The following is a 23,571-nucleotide window of genomic DNA, read 5'->3' as shown; positions in this document are numbered from 1 at the left end:
TTTCAATACATTTTATAGTCAATCGAAAGCACCTGAAACTCCGTGCGGCGGTTAATCTGGTCGGCAATCTCCCGGTCGACCTCTTCGGGGAGGGCAAGGATATATTCCTCAGTCAGCACGTCGCCCTCCTTATATTGCGGAAACTCTCGCGCAAGCTTTTTGGTGATTACCTTAGGGCGTGACTTTCCGTAGCCCTGCGGCTGCAGGCGGTCAGGCTTTATTCCGGCGGCGACGAGGTAGTCGATTACCGATTTCGCCCGTCGCTGAGAAAGGTTCATGTTATACTCTTCCGAGCCCCAGCGGTCAGTGTGAGAAGCCATCTCTATAGTCACGTTAGGATTGTCGTGAAGCACCTGCACTATAGAGTCAAGCGCCACACACGATTCAGGACGCAGTGTAGCCTTGTCAAAGTCATAGAATATATTGTCGACCACATTAGGTTTCGTCACGGAGGCGAGGATAAAATCCACGTTGTAGTCGGCATCTTCCTCGGCAGTGTCGGACGTGAACTCCTGACGCGCGTTCAGGTAGCCTTTTGCACCGGCGAGCATGACATAGCGGACTCCGCGCTGAAGCGGAAACGAGAAGGAGCCGTCGACCTTGCCCATAGCCTTCTGGTTGGACCCGTCATCACCGATAATGCGGATAACAGCGTTTGCCACCGGCTCTTCATCGCGGTCAAGCACCATTCCGCTGATGGTTATCTTCAAGTCGGGCAACACAAATGAGTACAGATGGTCATAACCGCGCCCGTCGCCACGGTTGGAGCTGAAGTAGCCGCTCTCGCCTACGCCGAAGGTGATGCCGAAATCATCGGCTGAAGAATTGACAGGCGAACCCATATTCTCCACGCTCCAGCCTCCAGAGGGGCGCAGTGTCGCCTTGAAAATGTCAAGTCCCCCAAGTCCGGCATGACCGTCGCTGGCAAAATACAGCAGGCTGTCGGCGCGCATGTAGGGAAACACCTCGTCGCCGGGAGTGTTTATAAACTCGCCGAGGTTTTCAAGCGAGCCTGCACGCTCTTTAAGGTTTATGCGCCATATATCCTTGCCTCCGTAGCCGCCGGGCATATCGGAGGAAAAATAGAGCCAATTGCCGTCGGGCGACACGGCAGGATGCCCATATGCCGACAGGGTGTCGGCGGTAATCTCAAATTTTACAGGAGCGCTCCACCGGGCATCGCTGCGCTGCGATGTGAAAATCTCGACCGATGTGTGGGAGTTAGGCTCACGACGGGCGCGTGTAAGATACATCGTCTGTCCGTCGGGGGTGAACGACACTATTCCCTCGTCATGCTCCGAGTTAAGCTCTCCCTCCACCGCCTCGGGGCGCTGCCACTCTCCGCGCTCATTTTTCCGGGCGACCCATATATCGCTCTTTTTCATGCCGGTGATTTCGCTTCTGTGAGAGCCGGTCACCTTCTCGTTGGTGGTGGTGAAATAGAGTGCGTCGGCCGACTTGTCAAGAAACATCGGGGCAAAGTCGGCACGGCGTGAATTAAACAGTTTGGCGTTTTTCACGACATATCGCGTCGGGTTTTTCTTCACGTCAAGACCCATGCGACATCCGGCTATGCCGGTCCTTGCCACTTCCGCATCCTTTGGAGAAGTGGCGAGATAGTCGTCATAGGCATTTATGGCTGCCTGATACTTGCCCTCGGCCTGGAGCGCCTGCCCCATGTAAAGCAGCGCGGTCGAGTCGGGATAGCCGTATCTGACAGCGTTCTGATATGCAGCCGAAGCGCGAGCGTTCATGTTGAGTTTACGGTAACACTCACCCATCTTATAGGCAATGACCCCTCGCTGCGGACGCTCCTCGCGCTTTGTCAGCTTGTTATAGACCTTACGGTAAGTCCGCGACGCCTCATAATACTCGCCTCGCTCCATCTGCTCGTCGGCAACCGACAATTTTGCCGCCCCGCACCCCGAAACGACAAGGCACAGCAGCGGCAATATCAAGTAGAAATATCTTTTATAATGCGATAATAACGGTTTCATAACTAAATAACGCAGCTAAAGCCACATTATTTTACGCCGTTATCTTCCTTTTTGGGCAAGCGGAAATCTTTCAGGAAAAGCACCCATGCCGAAGCTGCGACCACAGCTAAAAACACGCAGCCCACAAGTATAAGCATCTTCGAGGGCTTGGATGCGAGAAGGGGCACGGTAGCAGGTTGCACGACGGTATATACAGGGGTGGTCTGCTGCACTTTCGCTTTTGCAGCCTGAAGCTGGGTTGATGTCTGGTTATAAAGGCTGAACGCAAGCGACACCTCGTTTTGCAGACGGTCGCGCTCGGTCTGTCCCGACTTCAGCACGATTCCCTGATTGCGGTCAAGATAATCGGCAAGCTGCTTCTGCACCTTGTAATACTCCGCCTTAGCCTCGTCATTGAGTTTCTGCGCATAGGCAAGGTCCTGACGCGCTTTTTCAGTGCGGTATTCTGTCACATATTCCTGAAGGCGCAACGCCACCGTGTCGGCAAGCAACGCCGACACCACAGGGTCCTGCATAGTCGCGGAAAGCGTGATTACCGATGTCTTTGTATCGACATCAGCGCCGATGCGGGCGTTAAGAGCCTCGACTATCGCCTGCTCATCCTTTGTCAGACGGAAAGGGTTGACGCCATCGCCTGCAGCCTCTTCCTCCTCGTCCTTAAAGAGAGACAATATGCCGCCTATAGCCTTTCCGGGCAATGCCATGACAGCACTCCACCAGGGAGCTGAGGTGTCCTCTTCCAGAAATTTCCTGACAGTAGTGTTTTTTTCTCCGTCATCAGCCACGACAGGCACGTCAAAGAGGCTTATTGCAAACGGGACGGAGGCTACCACGTCGGGATAAAGCTGGGGATACACAGCGTCGGCACCCGACGCGTTACCAAGGCTTATACCTGCCATTGCGGCAAGCCCCGACATGCCCGATGCCTTGCCGTCAGTTCCGGTCTCCGGGGCAAGCTTTATGGTAGTCGTGTATTCCTTAGGGATACTGAACGCGATGACAAGACCTACGACAGCTCCTATCGCACCCCACTTGAAAATGGTCTTACGGGCATCCCATATCTTTGACGCGAGCTCAAGAAGGTCTATTTCCTGCTCCTCGTTCTCGATGTTATGATTTTCTTCCTGCATAGTCATTGCTTTGGGGAGATTATTATTTAAACAGGTTGGCAAGCGCGGCAGTCATTGTAGCCACAGAACCGAGCGCCGATACCGATGACAGGATTGCGGTCCAGTTCACACCCTGACCCTTATGCTTCGCCGGCACGACTATCTGACAGCCCGGCTCGATAGGCGCGCTATTCTTGGCGACAGCCACCTCTCCGTTCATATAGATAATAAACGCCTTGCTTTTCTTCGCATACTCGCCGTAGCCGCCTGCCTGCTCTACATAATACTTGAGCTTCTTGCCCTTTTTATAGGTAACCGTGTTGGGGAACATCACGTCGCCGGAGATTCTCACGGTGTTGGTGTACTCGGGGATATTCAGGACATCACCCTCTTTCATCACAAGGTCAGCCTCCGAACCGGGCATCGCAAGAGCCTTGTCAAGCTCGAGTGCCACGGTATAGGTGGTGGGCAACTGTAGTTTCTGAATAGAGATAGAGTCGCCGTCGGTCTGCATTCCTGTGGCAAGACGAAGCGTCTCGGCACGCAAGGCCACCTCTTCCGGCGTCATCTGGCGCATGACATGCGCACCCTTGGCATAAGCCGACGAGGTGAGTCCGCCCGCACGGCGTATGATGTCGCTGACGCGCTCGTTTTTGGTTTCAAGTGTATACCCGCCGTCAAAAGCCACTTCGCCCACGACGTTGATGCGGCGCTGGGTCTGATAGCCCGGGCTGCGGCGCACCTCCACAATATCATAAGGTTCAAGGATGAATCCCGGATCTCCGTCGACAAGCATGCCGTCTTTAAGGGAGAAAGTGAAGGTCTTCGAGATTTCATCGGTGGGCTGCAGGCTTGTCGGGTCGACAAGACGGCGCGACACGTCAACCTTTGCGGTAGACGCTCCGTTGAGCAGTCCGCCTGCCTGGATTACAAGGTCTTCGATTGTGGTGTTATCGGCAAAAGGATATTGTCCGGGATGGGCGACAAGACCGTAGATTGAAAGCTCGCCGCGGTCGGTCAGCTCATGAACGCTCGGCACGACAAGCACATCGTTACGCTTCAAGGTCACGTCAGGACGTCGGCCGGCAAGGATTCCGCCGAGGTCGACCGGTATGATTTCAAGCGACAGGTCGGCACCCTCGCGATAAAGAATCACGCGTGTAGTGTAGGCATCCTCTGTAAGACCCTCAGCCTTCTTGATAAGGTCGCCCACTGTGCGCAGGTCGGTAGCAAGGGCATACATTCCGGGACGGAACACCGAACCTTTCAGCTCGACACGGTTGGCATAACGGTCAAGGATAGTACCTACGGTCACCACGTCACCGTCAAGAAGCTTATAAGTGTCAAAGTCACCGCTCACAATGTTGAACAGCTCATTTTCTCTTCCCGACTGGCGCGCAAGCCTTACCTGCTCGGTATAGGCGTCGCCGGTGAATCCTCCGGCATAGGCAACAAGGTCGGAAAGCGTCTCGCCGTCCTTTATTTCATAATACATCGGGCGCTTTACATTTCCCGATACATTGACAAGATTCTCATAGGGGGGCACGATAATCACGTCACCTTCCTGCAAGCGGATGTTGCCGGTCTGCTTGCCGTCAAACAGGAATTCGTACACATCGACACCGACAATCTTCTTGCCGTTGCGAAGTACCTCTATGTTACGCATCGAACCGATGTCGTTGATTCCGCCCGACTTGTAAAGAGCGTGGAACACTGTCGAGAACGGCGACAGGCGATATGTGCCCGGCACTGCCACCTCGCCCATAAGGTCGACCTGAATGGTACGCACCTGTCCGAGAGTGACATTGACCTCCGATTCCGGCTCTGAGCCGCCTACACCGGCATATTTGCTGGCAAAACGGCCTTTAATGTGATTATTTGCCTCCTGGATGGTCATTCCGTTAAGATAGATGGGACCTATCTGCGACACCATGATACTGCCTTCAGGGCTGATTGTCTGGCGTATGTGATCCTCACTCGCGCCCCATATGTCAATCACCACCTCGTCACCGGGGCCGAGACGGTAGTTCTGGGGAGTCGCCGCATTTTCATTTGGCTCGAAAGAGAGTGCCTGATTGCGGAACACGTTATGTCCATAAACGCGACGTGCCGACACAGTGGCGTTATTGCCCTGCTCGACTTCACGCTGCACGTCGTCAAGGGTTCCGGGGGCGACCTCATCAGCGCTGGAACGTTTGCGTTCCGCACGCGCCGCGCCCACGCTTTGGGTGGTGGCAACCGTCTCGCTGCCCTGAGAGTCCTCGTAACGCACTTTCAGGCGTTCCACCTGCTCCGGAGTCACTCCGCGAGCTATCAGCTCCTTGCCGATCTGTTGCTGTGACTTGCCCTGGGCTACACCCTCCTTTACATAAGCGACCACCTGGTCGTCGGTCATGCGCGCCGACGCAGATGCTCCTGCAAAGAGTATCGCAAGAGCAAGAAACGCAGTCCGTAAGCTATTTCGCATAATTTTGAATTCTTTTATAAAATATGGCTTTGGTTGAATAATATTACTTTTTTGCATCACCGCCCTTTTTGGCAATCCTGTTGGAAAGCCACACATTAACTCCTGTCCAGAAGCCAATGATGATGATGAGCAGGATGTTTACCTCAATATAACGTGAAAGCACGATACTTATTACACTAATCGCAAGTGCAATCAGCACGATTGTCACCATGCACACACGCGGCTTCAACCCGAGTGCAAGCAATTTATGATGTATATGAGTCTTGTCGGGGAGGAACGGATTGCGGTGACGGCGTATGCGGTGAAGGAACACCCTCACTACGTCAAGACACGGAATCAAGAGCGGAGAAAACGCAAGTATAAACGCGTTGGTGCCATACACCACGCATCCCAACGATGCCACGTTGTAAAGCTCAAGGCTCAGGAACGACAGGATAAGACCGATTGTAAGCGAGCCGGTGTCACCCATGAATATCTTCTTGCGCTTGTTGACGTCGCCGAATACGTTATAATAGAAAAACGGGACAAGCACTCCGAGAGTGGCAAAAGAAATCATCGCAAACAGATATTGACCGTACATGAAGAATCCGATGCCATAGATTATAAGCGCAGCGCTTGACAGACCCGACGCAAGTCCGTCGATACCGTCGATAAGGTTGATTGAGTTGACGACATAGACTATCACTATAATAGTCAACGGAATACCTATCCACCACACGAGGTTGTCGATAAACAGCACGCCGCAGAGCCCGTGAAGCCACAGACCGCCTGCGATAAGGAGGACGGCACAAAATATCTGAACCACAAATTTGGCACGGTAACGCACACCCACAAGGTCGTCGGCCATGCCGACAAGATAGAGCGTGAATAGAGAGCAGAAGCCAAATGTAATGGATGTCGAATCAATAATCAACGACTCCTCAACCCCTGCAAAGCCAAGCAGTGAGTTGATGCCGAGAAGAAGAGCTACAGAAAAACACACCACGGGCGTAAATGCGATACCGCCGAGACGGGGCACAGCTCCCTTATGGATTTTTCTGGGATCAGGTTCATCAAACAGGTTGCGACGAAACGCGACTAAAAGTATCTGCGGGATAAGTATACCGGCAAAGAGTACACAGAGCAGAAAAGCACAGAAGGAGTTTATCAGCCAATAATCCATATTCTTTATGATGAATGTGTATGCTATTCACACTATTATGAACTGCAAAATTATACATTTTTAATACTCCTTGCAAAAATTATCGTAACAAAATGCAACGCAGCGTAAAAACAACGTCAAATTATACGGGTAAGAAAAAAGCGTCCCGCACCGAAACAGGCACGGGACACTCCCTACTTTATTATTTTTTCACTATATCAGTTGTTTTCGGGACGGAGCTTGCGCACAGTCACGGCAGTCTGCCACATTTCGCTCTCGCGGAGTGCCTTGAGCTCTTCCTCAAGCTTCTCACGGTAGTCGGGCTTGGAATTGCTGTCGATTGAAATCTGAGCCTCGTTACCGGTCTTAACACTGTCATAAAGACGCTCTACGACAGGCTTGATGGCATCATGGAACGGACCCATCCAGTCAAGCGCTCCACGCTGTGCGGTGGTAGAGCAGTTGGCATACATCCAGTCCATACCGTTCTTTGCAAAAAGCGGCATCAGCGACTGGGTAAGCTCTTCCACCGTCTCGTTGAACGCCTCGGAGGGTGTGTGACCGTTTTCACGAAGCACCTCATACTGGGCGAGGAGCAATCCCTGGATAGCACCCATCAGCGAACCGCGCTCACCGGTAAGGTCGGAAGTAGCCTCGCGCTTGAATGTGGTCTCAAACAGGTAGCCTGAACCGATACCGATACCGAGGGCGATGGTGCGGTCGAGGGCACGTCCGGTATAATCCTGTTCAATGGCATAAGATGAATTAAGTCCACGGCCTTCAAGGAACATGGTGCGGAGCGAAGTACCCGAGCCTTTGGGAGCCACAAGTATCACATCGACATCCTTGGGAGGCACGACACCGGTACGGTCGCTCCAGGTGATTGCAAATCCGTGAGAGAAATAAAGCGCCTTTCCGGGGGTAAGATACTGCTTGATTGTAGGCCACACTGACATCACCGCGGCGTCAGAGAGAAGACACATGATGATTGTGCCTCGCTGACAAGCCTCTTCTATGCTGAACAGGGTCTCTCCGGGCACCCAGCCGTCGGCTACCGCCTTGTCATAGGTCTTGCCCGCGCGCTGACCGACGATTACATTAAAGCCGTTGTCACGCAGGTTCATGCTCTGTCCGGGACCCTGCACGCCATAACCGATGACTGCGATGGTCTCGTCCTTGAGGACTTCTCTCGCCTTCTCCAAGGGGAACTCTTCGCGGATGATGACATTTTCCTCAACTCCGCCAAAATTCATTTTTGCCATAATTGTTCTTTTTTTAGTTTTCTAATAGATATACTTATTTCTTACGATATTTTAAATCGACAAACCGCAGGCGGCTCCGTGAATAACACACATCACCGCCGCTTATCTCGGCATTAAACGACCCGTCGCCGGCATCGGCGAGACGCACTGTCGCTTCCTCGCCAAACTTCGCCTCATGCATGAACGCGATGTCAAAACGCCCTACCCTGTGGCTGTCATAAAAATCCATGTCACGGCAGTTGAGCAACAGCTCCATATAGCGCATGGTGTTGACATGACGGTTGAAGTCACAGTCACAGTAGCGGAAACGGTAGCGCGACTCCTCCACGCCTTCGGCAGCGCCTACAGGCACAAAACGGGTCATCCTATCCATCGGACACACTTTTTCCGACACGCTGTCGCGCAGCGACTCAAGCATGGCAAGGTCGGCGGCACGGCGCTCCTTTATGTTTATAGCCATCCACACCGAACGCGCATGACCTATCACCTCGCCGCGAGAGTCGGTCATCTCGAAATTTCGTTCCGAAAAATGACGGTTGAAACCCTCGATCCAGGTGTGCAAGGTATATTGCGAGTTAACCTCAGGCGACCGATACATCTCAATCGACAGGCGCGAAAGCACCCACGCGAGACCGTCGGATATGAGTCGGTCATAGCCTGCGCCGAGAGAGTTGGCATGAAATGTCGCCACCTCTATGGCTCGCGCGGCAAAGAGTGTCACAGGCATCATTGCCTGCGGATTGCACTCGCCCGCGGTGAGAGTGTAGGTGTGGCTGTATTCCTTCGACACTAAAGTCATTGCCTGCTGCGTGATTTACGTAGTTCCTGTTCTTCGAGATACATGCTCAGCAGCTCGCGCGGCGACTTGGTTACGGCAACCCTTCCGGAACGCACAAACTGGCTTATGTCATACTTCTCAAGCTCGATGAAAAGAGCCTCGGTCTCTTCCTGATGACCTGTCTTTTCAAGGATTACATATTCCCTTGTTATCTCAAGGATGCGCGCGTTGTGACGGCGTATTATCTCCTCTACCGCACTGTCGTCAAGGAGAGCCTCCGTAGGCACCTTGTAAAGCGCTATCTCCTGATATACAATCTCGTCGTCGGTGTACAGATAAGCCTTTATCACGTCGATACGCTTCTCGATCTGCTTCACCACACGCTCCATCATAGGGCGGTCGCCGAAACAGGTGATTGTGAACTTTGACACCCCCTTTATAGAGGAAGGGCTCACCGACAGGCTCTCGATATTGAGGCAGCGGCGGGTAAATATGATTGAAATCTGATTGAGCAGTCCCACCTGGTTTTCAGAAAAGACTGTAAATGTAAATAGCTGATTTTCCATAACTGTCATTATGTCGAAATGAGGCGGGGTTAGTCAATCGGGTAACATTCCGTGGGCGTCAGCATGATATGGTCGACATTGGCACCGGCGGGTGTCATCGGGAATATCATGTCGGTCTCGTCGATATTGACATTGAGCAGATAGGCACCGTCATGCTTGACCATGCGGTCGATGGCGGCGTCAAGCTCGTCGCGGGTCTCGACGTTTTCAGCGCTGATGCCGTAGGCGTTGGCTATCATCACGAAGTCGGGGTTCACAAGGGGAGTCTGGGAGAAGCGGTCATTGAAAAACAGCGACTGCCATTGCCTTACATTGCCGAGGAAGTTATTGTTGAGAAGGATTATCTTGACATCGGTCTGATATTCGAGTATCGTGCCAAGCTCCTGTATTGTCATCTGTAGTCCGCCGTCGCCGGTGAAGAAACACACCGTTCGTTCCGGCGCGCCCATCTTTGCCCCTATCGCGGCGGGAAGTCCGAAGCCCATAGTGCCCAGTCCTCCCGATGTCACCATCGAACGCGGCTCGGTAAAGCGCGAATAGCGTGCGGAAAACATCTGGTTCTGACCTACGTCGGTCACAACGATGGCACGGTTGCCGGTCGCCTCCGACACTTTGTTGACCACCTCACCCATTGTCATCCTTCCTCCGGAGGGATATACCTCGCGCATCACCACCTTTTCGCGCTCGACGCGTTCCGGCTCGTCAAATGTGGCGAGCCATTCGGCATGTTTACGCTCCTTGATATGGGGAATAAGCGCCTCCAGCACCTTTCGGGCGTCACCATGGATGGTAGCGGTGGTGGCTATGTTCTTGTCAAATTCCGAGGCGTCTATATCGATATGCACAATCTTTGCCTGAGGTGCATAAGTCTTCACATTACCCGTGATTCGGTCATCAAATCTCATGCCGACGGCAATCAGCAGGTCGGCGCGGTTAGTATTTATATTAGGTCCGATATTGCCGTGCATTCCGAGCATTCCCTTATACAGCGGATGATCCGACGGCATGGTCGACAGTCCGAGAAGCGTTGCGGCAACAGGGATGTCGGCTTTCTCCGCAAGGGCGGCAAGCCCCTTCTCAGCCCCAGAAATCATGACTCCGTGACCGGAAAGAATCATCGGGCGCTCCGATGAGTTGATAAGGTCGGCGACACGCGCCACATCGGCGGCATCAATGTCGGGCGACGGATTGTAAGAGCGGATGAAATCACATTTTTCATAGTCAAACTCCATCATGCCCGTCTGAGCGTCTTTCGTCAGGTCAATCACAACCGGACCGGGACGCCCGGTGGAAGCGATATAAAACGCCCTCGCCACAGCACGCGGGATGTCTTCGGCGCGCCTTACCTGGCAGCTCCACTTTGACAGAGGCTGGGTGATGCCTACGACATCAGTCTCCTGGAATGCGTCAAATCCCAGAAACGGAGTGGCTACCTGACCCGTTATCACTACCAGAGGAGTGCTGTCCATCAAGGCGTCGCCCACTCCGGTGATGATATTGGTGGCAGCCGGGCCCGAGGTGACGATGACGACACCGGGACGCCCGCTCACCCTCGCGTAGCCTTGGGCTGCATGGGTAGCGCCCTGCTCGTGACGCACAAGTATATGCTTCAGCTTGTCCTGATAATCGTAAAGCTTGTCATATACGGGGATAATGGATCCGCCCGGATAACCGAACACAAGGTCGACACCCTCCGATATCAACGAGCGCATCAACGCGTCGGCTCCTGAAATCTTTTCTTTCATCTATATATATGTTTTCTTTAGATAGCTTACCTGTCATTTCAACTCTCTCACTCCGCCCTTGTCGGCCGATGTCACCATGGCGGCATATGCCTTGAGCGCTTTCGACACCTCGCGCGCCCTGCCCCTGGGGGTGAACGCCTCGCGTCCATAGGCAAGCTCTTCCTCGCGACGGGCAGCCAGCTCCATGTCGGTCAGCTCGACGTTAATCGTGCGTCCGGGAATGTCGATGTCAATGATGTCGCCGTCGCGCACAAGACCGATGTTGCCGCCTGCGGCAGCCTCGGGAGATATATGCCCGATCGACAGTCCTGACGTTCCGCCTGAAAAGCGTCCGTCGGTAATGAGCGCACACTCTTTTCCGAGATGCTTCGACTTGATGTAGCTCGTAGGGTAAAGCATCTCCTGCATGCCGGGGCCGCCCTTGGGCCCCTCATGGGTGATTACAACCACGTCGCCGCTCTTCACCTTGTCGCGGAGTATTCCGTCGACAGCCTCCTCCTGGGAGGTGAACACTTTCGCCGGACCGCGGAAATGGAATATGCTTTCATCCACGCCGGCTGTCTTTACAACACATCCGTCGGCGGCAATGTTTCCTTTCAGCACTGCAAGTCCGCCATCTTTCACATAGGCATGGTCGAAGTCCCTTATACAGCCCTTCTCCCGGTCTGTGTCAAGAGAGTCATAGACAGCTGACTGGGAGCCGAGTCGCAGGTTTCTGCCTCCGCCCGGCGCACTGTGCCACAGCGCTGCCGCCTCTTCACAAAACTCGCTTCCCTCCGGGGCAAACCGCTCTATTGCCTGTCCGAGAGTCAATCCGTCGACACGCTTTACGGAGGTGTCCACGAGTCCCTTGTCGGCAAGCTGCTTCATTATGGAGAGGATGCCGCCGGCGCGGTTGACATCCTGGATGTGGTAGTGGGAATTAGGCGCGACCTTGCACAATACCGGGGTGACACGCGACAGCTTGTCAATATCAGCCATCGTGAAGTCGGCTTCAGCCTCGTTGGCTATGGCAAGAAGGTGGAGCACAGTATTGGTAGAGCCTCCCATCGCTATGTCGAGAGCCATTGCGTTAAGCATCGCCTGACGGGTGGCTATATTGCGCGGCAACACGCTTTCATCGTCATTCTCATAGTAGGCGCGGGCATTTTCGACAATACGGCGCGCCGCCTTGCGGAAGAGTGTCTCGCGGTTGGCATGGGTGGCGAGTATGGTGCCGTTGCCCGGAAGTGCGAGACCTATAGCCTCGTTGAGCGAGTTCATCGAGTTGGCGGTAAACATGCCGGAACATGAGCCGCATGTAGGACATCCCTTCTGTTCAAGAAGCTTCACGGTGTCGTCATTGACAGTCTCGTCGGCGGCGTCAATCATTATGTCGATAAGGTCAAGAGGGCGCCCGTCAAGGTCACCTGCCTCCATCGGCCCTCCCGACACAAAAATCGTAGGGATATTGAGCCTCATCGCGGCTATCAACATTCCCGGGGTAACCTTGTCACAGTTGGAGATACACACCATTGCATCGGCCTTGTGGGCATTGACCATATACTCCACCGAGTCGGCGATAAGGTCGCGTGACGGAAGCGAATAGAGCATTCCGTCATGTCCCATCGCGATACCGTCGTCGATGGCTATTGTGTTGAACTCGGCGGCGAAACAGCCCTGCTTTTCTATCTCCTCCTTAACGATCTGTCCTATTTCGTGAAGATGAGTGTGACCCGGCACAAACTGTGTAAACGAGTTGACCACCGCTATTATAGGCTTACCTATCTGGTCTTCCTTCATGCCGTTGGCACGCCAGAGAGCCCTTGCCCCTGCCATGCGTCTGCCCTGAGTGCTTGCCGCGCTTCTTAACTGTCTGCTCATATGCGTCTCTTTCTTTAACTGAAATGCCTCCCTTTCGCTCGTTGCGTTGGAGAGGCATCATAATTTCTTTTCGTCAGATATACGTGAAATCACCCCTCCATGTGCTCAAGGACGGTAATGACGACCACCGACAGGCGGTTTACTATGTTCACGCAACTGCTCATATCTATAATCAAATGCAAGTTTGAAATGCAAATTTATGACACTTTGCAATAAAAAACAAATATTTCATCAAAAATATATCGCCACAACACTCTTTTTATAGCTCGATGAATTAAACTGTGAGCGGTTTGAACCCTACCACCCTGACCGGGACACTGCGTCGCGGAGTGATTGCCGTTGATAATACAGGATATATCAATGAATGGCTCCATATAGCCAGTTGACTGCATAAGGAATTTAAGCACAACAGATTATCCGGATAAGAATACTTACCTATATATAATAATCATTAACCGGCAGGATTTTACAGGATTTTAATGTAACTTTGCAGTCTGTTTGACCATTTATCGACATTTTGAGCAGAGCAATACTGAAATTTTTAGCCGTCTTTACATGCTTTGTAGCGCTGTCAGCGTTGCAGAGGGCATGTTTTATGCTTACATATCACGACCTTATAAGCCAGGGGCAGGCAAGCCTTTTGTCATGCCTTGAAGCCATGTTAAAAGGCTTGCCTATGGATTGCTCGATAGCCGGTTATCTTACAGCCCTGCCGGCGTTTATCATAATCGGGCAGCTCTGGACCGCGCGCCATTGGCTCGTTATTGTCGAGAAGATTTATTATGGCATAATCTCACTTCTCCTCGCTGTCATATTCTGCCTTGACCTGAAACTCTACTCCTATTGGGGATTCCGCCTCGACATGACTCCGGTATTTTACTTCACGTCGTCGCCCAAGGCGGCACTGGCAAGCGCAACCTGGCTTGACGCCGTGACGGGCATAGTGGCAATCGTGGTGGCGACGAGCCTGATATATCTGATTTTCGCACTAATTATCAGAAAGATAAAAGTATCACCTGTCAAAAAAGTCCCGGCGACTGTGGTAATGGTCTTGCTCACAGCAGCGCTCTTCATCCCCATACGCGGAGGGTTCACCGTGTCATCCATGAATCTCAGCAGGGCATATTTCAGCCAGAACCAACGTCTTAACCATGCGGCGGTCAATCCGGCGTTCAGCCTCATGTATTCGGCCACCCACCAGCATAACTTCGGGGAGCAATACCGGTTCATGACCGCAGAGGAGGCCGACAGCGTCCTCTGCGACCTGTACAGGTCGGCGACAGCCCCGGCGACGCTTGCAGCCGATTCAGTGCCGCTGCTTAACAACCTAAGACCCGACATTTATATCGTGATACTCGAAAGCTTCTCAGCCCATCTCATGCCGTCGCTCGGCGGCGAGCCGATTGCCATGCGGCTTGACTCTCTCGCAAGAGAAGGGTTGAGTTTCACCGGCATATATGCCAACAGCTTCCGTACCGACCGCGGCATCCCCGCAATACTTAGCGCATTTCCGGGGCAGCCGTCGATGAGCATAATGAAATATGTGGAAAAGACAGAGGGACTCCCGTCTCTTCCGGGAGAGCTGAAAAATGCCGGCTATGACCTCACCTATTTCTATGGCGGCGACGCCAATTTCACCAATATGCAGGCTTATCTGGTAAATGCCGGCTTTGAACATATAATATCTGACAAGGATTTCGCGTTAAAAGAAAAGGCAAGCAAATGGGGCGCCCACGACAATCTGCTTTTTGACAAAGTTATCGCCGACGTCAGGAGCACAGCCGCCGACGCTCCACCACAACTGCGTGTTATCCAGACATCGAGCAGCCACGAACCGTTTGACGTGCCTTACAGCAACCCCGTGTTTGCCGCCGAGCCTGAAAAAAACGCCTTCGCGTTTACAGACAGTTGCCTGTTTGCCTTTGTCGACAGCCTTCGGGTGTCGCCCCGCTTTGACCGGACGCTTGTGGTCATGGTGCCCGACCATCAGGGATGCTATCCCCACAGCCTTGACGACGTGGTAAGCCGCCACCACATTCCGCTCGTAATGACCGGAGGCGCACTTAACCGCAAGGCGATGACCGACACCGTCACAGGCTCGCAGATTGACCTCGCGGCGACACTGCTTGACGCTATGGGACTCGACTCGTCGGCGCTCCCCTATAGCAAGGACCTGCTTGCCGACGGGCCTCACTTCGCCGTAATGGCAGACCCGTCGATAATAACGCTTGTGACGCCCTCCGATACAATCGTGTACAACTGCGACGCGTCGCAGATTATATCATCGGGAGGCGGCGACACCGACACCCTCCGCCTCCGGGCAGAGGCTTTTGTACAGAGACTTTATGACCTGATTGAAAACCTTTAATACTGAACTACAGCAATGATAGAATACCTTAATCAGCTTGACGCATCAGTGCTTCTTTTCTTCAACAGCATGCACTCGCCATTTTTTGACAAGTTCATGATGCTGTGCACGGGCCGATTCATCTGGATACCGATGTATGTGACAATACTCTTCATCCTGCTCAAGTCATTCAAGCCCAGGCTCGTGCTGGTCTACGCCGTTGCGATTGCGCTCGCCATCGCACTGACCGACCAGACATGTGCCTCAATCATACGCCCCTTTTTCGAGCGCATGCGCCCGTCCAACATCGACAACCCCCTCTCTCAGTCACTCCATCTCGTCGACGGCTACAGGGGCGGTCAATACGGATTCCCGTCATGCCATGCGGCCAACTCGTTTGCCCTCGCTGTATTTATCGTATGTCTTGTGCGCCGCTGGCGACTCGCCATCTTCATTTTCAGCTGGGCGACCCTCAACTCCTACTCCCGGCTGTATCTCGGCGTACACTATCCCGGCGACCTCCTTGTGGGCGCGGTTATCGGCTCGGCGTTCGGCTATCTGTGTTATCGCGCCACATGCCGGTTCAACACCGAGTCAGGCGGCATCGTGACCCATCATTACCGCACTCCGCTCTTCAAGATAAATCTTATGCCCGACCAGCAGGCAATCGGAATAACCGTAGGCGACATCATGATTTTCACCGGCACGATGACCCTCTTCGCCATCATCGCCTCTTCATTGGCAAACCTCAACTGAAATAATATAGACAGTTCTCTTAAATTTTCCTTTTAAGATTACAACTTAGGGTTATTTTTGTTACTTTTGCAGAAATATATCACAAGAACGAGATAAACATGTCAAAAGTAACAAAAGAGATGGCCCTCGAATATCATCGCGAGGGTAAGCCGGGCAAGATTGAAGTCGTGCCCACCGTACCTTATTCTTCCCAACAGGATCTCGCACTCGCCTATTCTCCCGGCGTGGCATTTCCCTGCCTTGAAATCCAGCAACGTCCGCAGGACGCTTACGAGTACACCAACAAGGGCAACCTTGTAGCCGTGATAAGCAACGGCACAGCAGTGCTTGGCCTCGGCGACATAGGCGCACTCGCGGGAAAGCCGGTGATGGAAGGAAAGGCACTGCTTTTCAAGATTTTCGCAGGTCTCGACTGCTTTGACATTGAAGTCAATGAGAAAGACCCCGACAAGTTCATCCAGGTAGTAAAAGCCATATCGCCTACATTCGGCGGCATAAACCTTGAGGACATCAAGGCTCCGGAATGTTTTGAAATCGAGCGTCGTCTCAAGGAAGAATGTGACATCCCCGTCATGCATGACGACCAGCACGGAACCGCCATTATCTCCGGCGCCGGACTGCTCAACGCGCTTGAGATTCAAGGCAAGAATATAGCTGACGTCAAGCTCGTGGTCAACGGTGCGGGCGCGGCTGCCGTAAGTTGCACAAAGCTCTACATCGCCCTCGGTGTGCGTCCCGAAAACGTCGTAATGTGTGACTCAAAAGGTGTAATCAATAAAAAGCGCACCAACCTCAACGCCCAGAAACTCGAATTTGCCACTGACCGCGACATAGAGACTCTAGCCGAGGCTATGGTAGGTGCCGACGTGTTCCTCGGTCTTTCGGTAAAAGACGTGGTGACACCGGAGATGGTGAAGTCAATGGCTCCGAAGCCTATCGTATTTGCCCTTGCCAACCCCGACCCCGAAATCGCCTATGATGTCGCTATCGAGTCGCGTCCCGACCTCATTTTTGCAACAGGAAGGTCAGACTACCCCAACCAGATTAACAATGTGCTCGGATTCCCCTATATATTCCGCGGAGCGCTCGACTCAGGCGCGACAGTCATAAACGAGGAGATGAAGCTCGCCGCAGTAAAGGCTATCGCCGAGCTCACCAAAGAGCCTGTGCCCTCGGTGGTCAACGCAGCCTACGGCATGTCCAACCTCCACTTCGGAAGAGACTACATCCTTCCCAAGCCTCTTGACCCGCGCCTTCTTACAGCCGTGGCTCCCGCCGTTGCACGCGGTGCAATGGAGTCGGGAGTGGCGACACGCCCCATCACCGACTGGGAAGCTTATAACCACCAGCTCCGCCGCCGAATGGGCTACGACAACCAGCTCATGCGCGGATTCACCGAGACCGCACAGCGCAACCCGAAGCGCGTCGTATTTGCCGAGGCAAACACCGACAACATGCTTCGCGCGGCTGTCAGCGCATATCAGGAAGGTATCTGCATCCCCGTGCTGCTCGGCAACGAAGAGATGATCGAAAAGCGCGCCGCCCGCCTTGCTCTCAACATCGAGGGTATAGAAATCGTAAACCTGCGCCACGACCGCGAGGCTGACCGCCGCGACCGATATGCAACCAAGCTCACCGAAAAGCATCAGCGCGACGGCATGACCTTCCGCCAGGCACTTGAGCTTATGTTTGACCGCAACTACTTCGGCATGATGATGGTAGAGTGTGGCGACGCCGACGCAATGCTTGCCGGCACATATTCCGGCAACCTCACCCCGGCTGAAATCGCCAAGGAGGTTATCGGCATACGCCCGACCTACAACCACTTCGCCACAATGCACATACTCCAGACACAGCGTGGCGTCTACTTCATCGCCGACACCACAATCAACAGCCATCCCGATGAAGACGCCCTCTTTGACATCGCACGTCTGGCGCGCAACTCTGTCGAATACTTCGCCCACGACCCGGTCATGGCGCTGATATCCTACTCCAACTTCGGCGCAAGCAAGCTCCACGGCTCACGCATTGTACACAATGTCGCAGAGCGCATGCAGGAAGCTTATCCCGACCTCCCCATTGACGGTGAAATGCAGATTGACTTCGCCCTCAATAACAAGGTGCGCGACACCAACTATCCCTTCAACCGCCTGAAAGGAAAGGATGTCAACACATTGATATTCCCCAACCTCAGCTCCGCCAATACCGCCTGGAAGATGCTTCTTTCAATGGGTGTCGGAGAGGTAATCGGACCGATTCAGATGGGTCTAAACAAGCCTATCCACTTCATCAGCGTCGACGCCGCCGTGCGCGACATCGTGAATCTCACCACAATCGCGGTCATCGACGCAGCGGTAGTGGAGAAAGTGGGCAACGACCATGACAAATAATCAAAAATACTGACCCTATACCTGCGAGGGACACGCCGGCGGCGTGTCCCTCATTTTTATATGCCGCCGCAGGTCATCGATGACTCGACCTTTTTCCTTATATTTGCGTTATTATAAATAAGGTGAACGATTAACCGGAGTTTATCGTCACATGATTACTCATTTTAATACATGACCTATGCGACTTAACGGAAGGCGGCAAAGCTCCAATATCGACGACAGGCGCGGACAGCGTTCAGGGTTTTCGGCTAAAGCCGGAGGACTCGGAATAGGCGGACTAATTATCGTTGGAATAATCACATGGCTGACGGGCGGCAACCCTCTTGACGTGCTTAACGGCAGCGTGAGCTCTGCCCTCGGCGGCTCCGGCACTACCGAAGAGTATGTCCCCACCGCCCAGGAAGAGGAACTCGCCCAATTCTCCCGGCAGATTCTCGCCTCTACCGAAGATGTATGGACCGAGGAATTTAACAAAATGGGGCTCACCTACGAGCCGCCTACCCTCGTGCTGTTTAACGACGCCGTACAGAGCGGATGTGGCAACGCCACTGCTTCCACGGGACCGTTTTACTGCTCCGCCGACGAGTGTCTTTACATAGACCTGTCATTTTTCAGCCAGATGCGGCAGAATCTCGGCTCCGACGGTGACTTCGCCTATGCCTACGTCATAGCCCATGAGGTAGGGCATCATGTGCAGCATCTTCTCGGGACTCTCGACAAGGCCCACTCGCAGATGTCGCGTATGAGCGAGACCGATGCCAACAAGGAAAGTGTGCGCATAGAGCTTCAGGCCGATTTCCTTGCCGGAGTATGGGGGCACCACGAAAACCGCATGTTCAATTCGCTTGAGGAAGGCGACCTGGAAGAGGCTATCAGCACGGCGTCGGTCATCGGTGACGACTACCTGCAAAAAAAGGCTCAGGGATATGTCGTGCCCGACGCGTTCAACCACGGCCGTTCCGACCAACGCATGAGGTGGCTTAAAAAAGGGCTGCAGAGCGGTGACCTCGCCGACGGCGACACGTTCACTCCATCCTATTCCTCACTGTGACCCGCAGCGCCTCCCCGGTCAATCAAACACCTCGCGCATGACATCAAGCGAGTTCAGACGGCTGAGCGATGTGTAATGAACCGTGTAATACTCGATAATTACGCTTATCACCCTGCGGCGTTGCTCCCGGTTGAACCGGAACATGCCGTAATTGTCCCAGTTCATTCGCGAAAGCATATACACAGCCTCAGCGTCGGCTCCGTCAAGAAACCGCCGGTGAAGCGGCGCACTGTCACGGAATGTTCCGTCAATCATGTCAAACACGCGTCCCTTCCGATAGGTCGATGTGTCAGGCTCTATGCCGAGAAATGTGCCGAGACGGTAAAGGAAATGTATCGGGAAGTTGGCTGTCTCCCGGCTGTCGGCTGAGTCAAGCGCGGCAGCGGAATAAGAGAGATACCTGAACAGCAACGGGTCTTCGGGGGTCTCCCTGAGCACTATCCCGAGCAGCTCGGCGACAAAAAGCGCCACGGTAATCTTAATCGGATTGGATGTAAGCTCCGGCAGGGCAAGCGACGGTCTGACATCCGAGATATTGGCTATTGTGTGACCGTGGCGAAGATCCGCCACACACTCAAAAAATGAAAGCGGCATCGTAATCGCCCTGCGCCTGCGCGCCTCCCGCGAAGCCGACGCCGAGACAAGCAGCGACACCCTCCCCTCCTCAAGCGAGAAGGCGGTAAGTATATTGTTGCGGTCATTATATCTGACCGTGTGCAGGGCTATGCAATGAAGGTGTTTCATCGTCATGCAAATTTACACCCTCTTCATCTACACTCCAAATTTTTTTATCGTCAAAATATCCTCCGGTTCACTCTTGCAAAGCTCCAAAACGGGCATAAAAATCATGCAAAATCCTCTATTTCTGCTTTTCAGCATCATTTTTTTCAAAAATATTTGCGAGAATTAAAAATAGTGCGTATATTTGCACTCGCTTTTGCGCTTAGTGCGTGAGCATGGCCCATTCGTCTATCGGTTAGGACGCAAGATTTTCATTCTTGAAAGAGGAGTTCGATTCTCCTATGGGCTACTAATTAAGAATCATAACAACAAACAAAAGAAGTTTTTGTAATGGCAAATCATAAGTCATCTATTAAGAGAATCCGTCAGATTGAGTCACGTAGACTCCGTAACCGTTATTATGCAAAGACTGCACGTAACGCTGTGCGTCGTCTTCGCGCAATGACTGACAAGAACGAGGCTGCCGAATCTTACAAGAAGGTTAGCTCGCTCCTTGATCGCCTTGCAAGCAATGGCACCATCTCCAAGAACAAGGCATCTAACCTCAAGAGCAAGCTCGCCCTTCACATCAACAAGCTCGCTAACGCTTAATAGAAAGGCGCAATTGGTCACCCGTAATGCGGGCGACTGCTCAACGGCCCATTCGTCTATCGGTTAGGACGCAAGATTTTCATTCTTGAAAGAGGAGTTCGATTCTCCTATGGGCTACCAAATCTCAACTTTGCTGATGAAAGCCACCGTTCCCTTAGGGACGGTGGCTTTCTCGTTGTGGGTGAACCCTAAATTACACAGGTTGTTATATACATACATGTTACATTACCACAACTCTTAAAAAACGCTATTAATATGAACGACTGCAAGAAACCCAAAGATGAGGTAAAGAACCAAAGTTCAAAACCGGGCATACAGGATGGCAAATATGAAGGCACCCCCGATGCAAAACAGGTTGAACAGGAAGTCAAGGAACTTAACAACTTAGGCGCGCCGGGTAAGCAATACTAATTCCGGCGACGGATTGAATAGCGGGCGAGCCACCACTCGCCCGCTACATTGCTTGTATATGCAATCATGACACAACACCATGCCCGCTACCGCTTACATTAACCCGATATAATCCTTCACCGCGCAATTAAATCAATTTTTAAGAGTAATTTAGCTCAAAAAAAGATATATTTGCCAAATGAATCAACAGTCACATATGAAACTACGAAATCTTACAGCCGCACTCCTGTCAATCCTGACAATCGGGCTTGCTTCATGCAACAGAGACAGGCAGTTGCTTGACACAGTACCCGCCGACGCGGCGATGGTAATGGTTCTTGACGCCGAGAGACTTACCGGCTACATGAACGGGAAGGCCTATGGTGGCCAACTCAATGCCGACCAGGTTATCGACCGATTTCTTGTCAAGGCCACAGCAAGAAGCCGCAATGAAATAAAGACCTTGCTCACGTCTGACGCAATCGACAGGCACTCAATCGTAGGCTTCAGCGCAAAAGGCGACAGTCATTCGGTGGTCGCCTCGATTGAAAAGGGTGACTTTTTCTATACATTTGACATAAAGGACGCAGTCCGGCTCACCGCCGACCTTGATGCAGGCTCACCTACATCTATCGACGGATATGACGCTTATCAGCTTGAAGGAGCCACGCTATTTATAAAAGACAAGCAAGGATGGATTGCCTGGGGCGACCCGGCTGTCGCCGCACGCAAGCTCGATTCACAGATTGACATCGCCTCCAACACGGCGATATCGTCAGTCGACGGCATAAGCCGGTTTCTCTATTCCGGCAACGGAGTCCTGCTAAGCGCCATGTCAATGGAGCTTACAGGCGAACCAGGCTGGATATGCACGACCGCCGATATTGACGACGCGGGCAAGCAGCTCCTTGTCAACGCCGACTACCTTGACCGCTCAGGCAAAAAGGCACAGATGGATAAATATCTGAAAGACATCGACACCGACATGCTGTCGTTCACCACCCCCTCCGACATGTTTGTGATGGCTATAGGCATCAAGCAGGACACCGACTGGGAAGGACTCTTCAACTATATCAGCGCAATCTATCCGCTTGACGCCCGCAAGAGGGGCGCCCTGGCTCTGGCGCTGCCCTATCTGAAACGCATCGACGGCACTCTCCTGATAGCAGCGGGAGCCACTGCCGACAACCGCCTTTCGCGCAGTAACTTCTCCAGCGACCTGAACTTTGTCGTTGCGGTAAAAGTGGCGAAAAATCAGGCGAAGACCACGCTGAAAGATTTTGCCGGAGTGGCATCGCTCACCGGCATCCCGATGATTGAGAAAGACGGCACATACATCCTGCAGGCAAGGGGCATGTCGCCCGTCACCATGAAGATTGTCGACGGCTCCACCGTGGTCATCGCCAACCGCAGCCTTGAGCAGCTCGGCAATGACTCCGCCGCCAAGGTCATGAAGGGCAATTCATTTGCTCTCTGGACCAATATTCCCGAAGAGACAGCCGAGACCATGTATGGCGGACGCGGATTCAAGCTCACGATGACACTTGACGGCAACTTTCAGTCGACATTCTCGTTCAACGGCTCTTCGGCTCCCCTTCTGGAGCAGCTTGCCACATCAATATCTGACAATACCGACGAGCGTCCGGTCGAAATGAATGACGCCGACAATACTCTTGGTTTCACTCCGCTTGACACGATAAGATGACAAAGACGCTCGACTCCATAGAGCTGTGCGGAGTGCTGCCCGATGTGTTCCGTGGCTCTGAAAACGAGCCGCCGGTAAGCGGTTCGGAGATATGGCTCCGCGATATCACCCTGTACAGAGGCGCCGCCTACATGGTGGAGGCTGAATCAGGTACAGGAAAATCATCGCTATGCAGCTACATTTACGGCAACCGGTCAGACTACTCGGGTGTGATACGCTTTAACGGGAAAGACATACGCTCCTTTTCGGTCAACGACTGGTGTGACCTCCGGTGTCGGCACCTCGCGCTTCTCCCCCAGGAGATGCGTCTCTTTCCCGAACTGACGGCAATGGAAAATATCGAGATTAAGAACCGCCTTACCAGATGCAAAAGCCGCGAGGCGATCATGGCTATGCTTGAACGCCTTGAGATAGCCCATAAGGCCGATGTCGCGGCGTCGCGGCTTTCTATCGGGCAGCAGCAGAGAGTGGCGGTAGTCAGGGCGTTATGCCAGCCATTTGACTTTATCTTACTTGACGAGCCGGTGAGCCATCTTGATTCTCGCAACAATGCCATGGTGGCCTCCCTTGTCGCGGCAGAGGCTGCAGAGCGCGGTGCCGCAGTGATAGCCACCTCGGTAGGATATGCCATCAACCTTGACGTGACTGAAAAATTCTCATTATAACGAAAAA

General features: G+C 53.0%; 18 protein-coding genes and 2 tRNA genes. 10 read left to right on the top strand and 10 right to left on the bottom strand.

The genetic code is table 11. The features are described from left to right. Positions 1 to 2 precede the first annotated feature (2 nt). The 9 genes from E4T81_RS08870 to ilvD form a co-directional block, all read right to left on the bottom strand. A complete protein-coding gene (locus E4T81_RS08870; protein WP_135043656.1) occupies positions 3 to 1,997 on the bottom strand; it encodes an OmpA family protein in 1,995 nt (664 codons plus the stop codon). Between the two features lie 26 nt (positions 1,998 to 2,023). Beyond that, on the bottom strand, positions 2,024 to 3,133 hold the full coding sequence (locus E4T81_RS08865) for a Wzz/FepE/Etk N-terminal domain-containing protein (RefSeq protein ID WP_371683038.1): 1,110 nt from the start codon (positions 3,131 to 3,133) through the stop codon (positions 2,024 to 2,026). A gap of 16 nt (positions 3,134 to 3,149) precedes the next feature. Beyond that, positions 3,150 to 5,573, bottom strand: a complete 2,424-nt coding sequence (locus tag E4T81_RS08860; protein ID WP_167761810.1) for an SLBB domain-containing protein — start codon at positions 5,571 to 5,573, stop codon at positions 3,150 to 3,152. A 43-nt stretch (positions 5,574 to 5,616) separates the two neighbouring features. Further along, entirely contained in the window at positions 5,617 to 6,735 is a 1,119-nt protein-coding gene (locus tag E4T81_RS08855) for an MraY family glycosyltransferase (RefSeq protein ID WP_135043653.1), read from the bottom strand. Positions 6,736 to 6,932: 197 nt separating this feature from the next. Next, positions 6,933 to 7,976: a ketol-acid reductoisomerase gene (gene ilvC / locus E4T81_RS08850; RefSeq protein WP_135043650.1), complete on the bottom strand. Its 1,044-nt coding sequence runs from the start codon at positions 7,974 to 7,976 to the stop codon at positions 6,933 to 6,935. A gap of 34 nt (positions 7,977 to 8,010) precedes the next feature. Next, on the bottom strand, positions 8,011 to 8,775 hold the full coding sequence (locus tag E4T81_RS08845) for an acyl-[acyl-carrier-protein] thioesterase (protein ID WP_135043647.1): 765 nt from the start codon (positions 8,773 to 8,775) through the stop codon (positions 8,011 to 8,013). Continuing rightward, positions 8,772 to 9,320, bottom strand: a complete 549-nt coding sequence (gene ilvN / locus E4T81_RS08840) for an acetolactate synthase small subunit (protein WP_209308172.1) — start codon at positions 9,318 to 9,320, stop codon at positions 8,772 to 8,774. The genes E4T81_RS08845 and ilvN overlap by 4 nt, the downstream gene beginning before the upstream one ends. Before the next feature lie 29 nt (positions 9,321 to 9,349). After that, the gene (ilvB, locus tag E4T81_RS08835) at positions 9,350 to 11,065 is read right to left on the bottom strand and encodes a biosynthetic-type acetolactate synthase large subunit (RefSeq protein ID WP_135043641.1); all 1,716 of its coding nucleotides are present in this window, start codon (positions 11,063 to 11,065) and stop codon (positions 9,350 to 9,352) included. 33 nt (positions 11,066 to 11,098) lie between these two features. Next, positions 11,099 to 12,928 carry a dihydroxy-acid dehydratase gene (gene ilvD, locus E4T81_RS08830; RefSeq protein WP_135043638.1) on the bottom strand — a complete coding sequence of 610 codons (1,830 nt, stop codon included), beginning with the start codon at positions 12,926 to 12,928 and terminating at the stop codon, positions 11,099 to 11,101. 595 nt (positions 12,929 to 13,523) lie between these two features. Between ilvD and E4T81_RS08825 the strand changes: the two genes are divergently transcribed. The 4 genes from E4T81_RS08825 to E4T81_RS08810 all read left to right on the top strand — a co-directional run bounded on the left by E4T81_RS08825 (position 13,524) and on the right by E4T81_RS08810 (position 19,472). Beyond that, entirely contained in the window at positions 13,524 to 15,296 is a 1,773-nt protein-coding gene (locus E4T81_RS08825; protein ID WP_135043635.1) for an LTA synthase family protein, read from the top strand. A 15-nt stretch (positions 15,297 to 15,311) separates the two neighbouring features. Next, a complete protein-coding gene (locus tag E4T81_RS08820) occupies positions 15,312 to 16,031 on the top strand; it encodes a phosphatase PAP2 family protein (RefSeq protein WP_135043632.1) in 720 nt (239 codons plus the stop codon). 98 nt (positions 16,032 to 16,129) lie between these two features. Next, the gene (locus E4T81_RS08815) at positions 16,130 to 18,421 is read left to right on the top strand and encodes an NADP-dependent malic enzyme (protein WP_135043629.1); all 2,292 of its coding nucleotides are present in this window, start codon (positions 16,130 to 16,132) and stop codon (positions 18,419 to 18,421) included. Positions 18,422 to 18,599: 178 nt separating this feature from the next. Continuing rightward, positions 18,600 to 19,472: a neutral zinc metallopeptidase gene (locus E4T81_RS08810; RefSeq protein ID WP_135043626.1), complete on the top strand. Its 873-nt coding sequence runs from the start codon at positions 18,600 to 18,602 to the stop codon at positions 19,470 to 19,472. An 18-nt stretch (positions 19,473 to 19,490) separates the two neighbouring features. Here the strand turns inward: E4T81_RS08810 and E4T81_RS08805 are convergent, their stop codons facing one another. Beyond that, the gene (locus E4T81_RS08805; protein WP_167761808.1) at positions 19,491 to 20,216 is read right to left on the bottom strand and encodes a DNA repair protein RecO; all 726 of its coding nucleotides are present in this window, start codon (positions 20,214 to 20,216) and stop codon (positions 19,491 to 19,493) included. A gap of 214 nt (positions 20,217 to 20,430) precedes the next feature. Between E4T81_RS08805 and E4T81_RS08800 the strand changes: the two genes are divergently transcribed. The 6 genes from E4T81_RS08800 to E4T81_RS08780 all read left to right on the top strand — a co-directional run bounded on the left by E4T81_RS08800 (position 20,431) and on the right by E4T81_RS08780 (position 23,564). Beyond that, positions 20,431 to 20,502, top strand: a tRNA-Glu gene (locus E4T81_RS08800). 41 nt (positions 20,503 to 20,543) lie between these two features. Further along, positions 20,544 to 20,804, top strand: coding sequence for a 30S ribosomal protein S20 (gene rpsT / locus E4T81_RS08795; protein WP_135043620.1), 261 nt, complete (start codon positions 20,544 to 20,546; stop codon positions 20,802 to 20,804). A 45-nt stretch (positions 20,805 to 20,849) separates the two neighbouring features. Then, positions 20,850 to 20,924: transfer RNA gene (locus E4T81_RS08790), tRNA-Glu, on the top strand. Between the two features lie 135 nt (positions 20,925 to 21,059). After that, positions 21,060 to 21,215, top strand: coding sequence for a hypothetical protein (locus E4T81_RS15620; protein WP_167761806.1), 156 nt, complete (start codon positions 21,060 to 21,062; stop codon positions 21,213 to 21,215). A 196-nt stretch (positions 21,216 to 21,411) separates the two neighbouring features. Continuing rightward, on the top strand, positions 21,412 to 22,899 hold the full coding sequence (locus E4T81_RS08785; protein WP_135043617.1) for a hypothetical protein: 1,488 nt from the start codon (positions 21,412 to 21,414) through the stop codon (positions 22,897 to 22,899). Then, positions 22,896 to 23,564 (top strand): ATP-binding cassette domain-containing protein, encoded by a 669-nt coding sequence (locus E4T81_RS08780; protein WP_135043614.1) that lies wholly within the window; start codon positions 22,896 to 22,898, stop codon positions 23,562 to 23,564. The genes E4T81_RS08785 and E4T81_RS08780 overlap by 4 nt, the downstream gene beginning before the upstream one ends. Positions 23,565 to 23,571 lie beyond the last annotated feature (7 nt).

Origin of the sequence: Barnesiella sp. WM24 (genome assembly GCF_004570975.1) — a bacterium.
Classification (GTDB): Bacteria; Bacteroidota; Bacteroidia; order Bacteroidales; family Muribaculaceae; genus Muribaculum.
This window is presented reverse-complemented; position numbering and strand designations above follow the sequence as displayed.

Coding starts and splice junctions, on each gene's coding strand:
- E4T81_RS08845 (WP_135043647.1), bottom strand. CDS start 8,775: ATGACTTTAGTGTCGAAGGAATACAGCCACACCTACACTCTCACCGCG.
- E4T81_RS08860 (WP_167761810.1), bottom strand. CDS start 5,573: ATGCGAAATAGCTTACGGACTGCGTTTCTTGCTCTTGCGATACTCTTT.
- E4T81_RS08855 (WP_135043653.1), bottom strand. CDS start 6,735: ATGGATTATTGGCTGATAAACTCCTTCTGTGCTTTTCTGCTCTGTGTA.
- ilvN (WP_209308172.1), bottom strand. CDS start 9,320: ATGGAAAATCAGCTATTTACATTTACAGTCTTTTCTGAAAACCAGGTG.
- E4T81_RS08810 (WP_135043626.1), top strand. CDS start 18,600: ATGCGACTTAACGGAAGGCGGCAAAGCTCCAATATCGACGACAGGCGC.
- E4T81_RS08820 (WP_135043632.1), top strand. CDS start 15,312: ATGATAGAATACCTTAATCAGCTTGACGCATCAGTGCTTCTTTTCTTC.
- E4T81_RS15620 (WP_167761806.1), top strand. CDS start 21,060: ATGAACGACTGCAAGAAACCCAAAGATGAGGTAAAGAACCAAAGTTCA.
- E4T81_RS08785 (WP_135043617.1), top strand. CDS start 21,412: ATGAAACTACGAAATCTTACAGCCGCACTCCTGTCAATCCTGACAATC.
- E4T81_RS08870 (WP_135043656.1), bottom strand. CDS start 1,997: ATGAAACCGTTATTATCGCATTATAAAAGATATTTCTACTTGATATTG.
- ilvC (WP_135043650.1), bottom strand. CDS start 7,976: ATGGCAAAAATGAATTTTGGCGGAGTTGAGGAAAATGTCATCATCCGC.
- ilvD (WP_135043638.1), bottom strand. CDS start 12,928: ATGAGCAGACAGTTAAGAAGCGCGGCAAGCACTCAGGGCAGACGCATG.
- E4T81_RS08805 (WP_167761808.1), bottom strand. CDS start 20,216: ATGAAACACCTTCATTGCATAGCCCTGCACACGGTCAGATATAATGAC.
- E4T81_RS08815 (WP_135043629.1), top strand. CDS start 16,130: ATGTCAAAAGTAACAAAAGAGATGGCCCTCGAATATCATCGCGAGGGT.
- ilvB (WP_135043641.1), bottom strand. CDS start 11,065: ATGAAAGAAAAGATTTCAGGAGCCGACGCGTTGATGCGCTCGTTGATA.
- rpsT (WP_135043620.1), top strand. CDS start 20,544: ATGGCAAATCATAAGTCATCTATTAAGAGAATCCGTCAGATTGAGTCA.
- E4T81_RS08825 (WP_135043635.1), top strand. CDS start 13,524: ATGCTTACATATCACGACCTTATAAGCCAGGGGCAGGCAAGCCTTTTG.
- E4T81_RS08780 (WP_135043614.1), top strand. CDS start 22,896: ATGACAAAGACGCTCGACTCCATAGAGCTGTGCGGAGTGCTGCCCGAT.
- E4T81_RS08865 (WP_371683038.1), bottom strand. CDS start 3,133: ATGACTATGCAGGAAGAAAATCATAACATCGAGAACGAGGAGCAGGAA.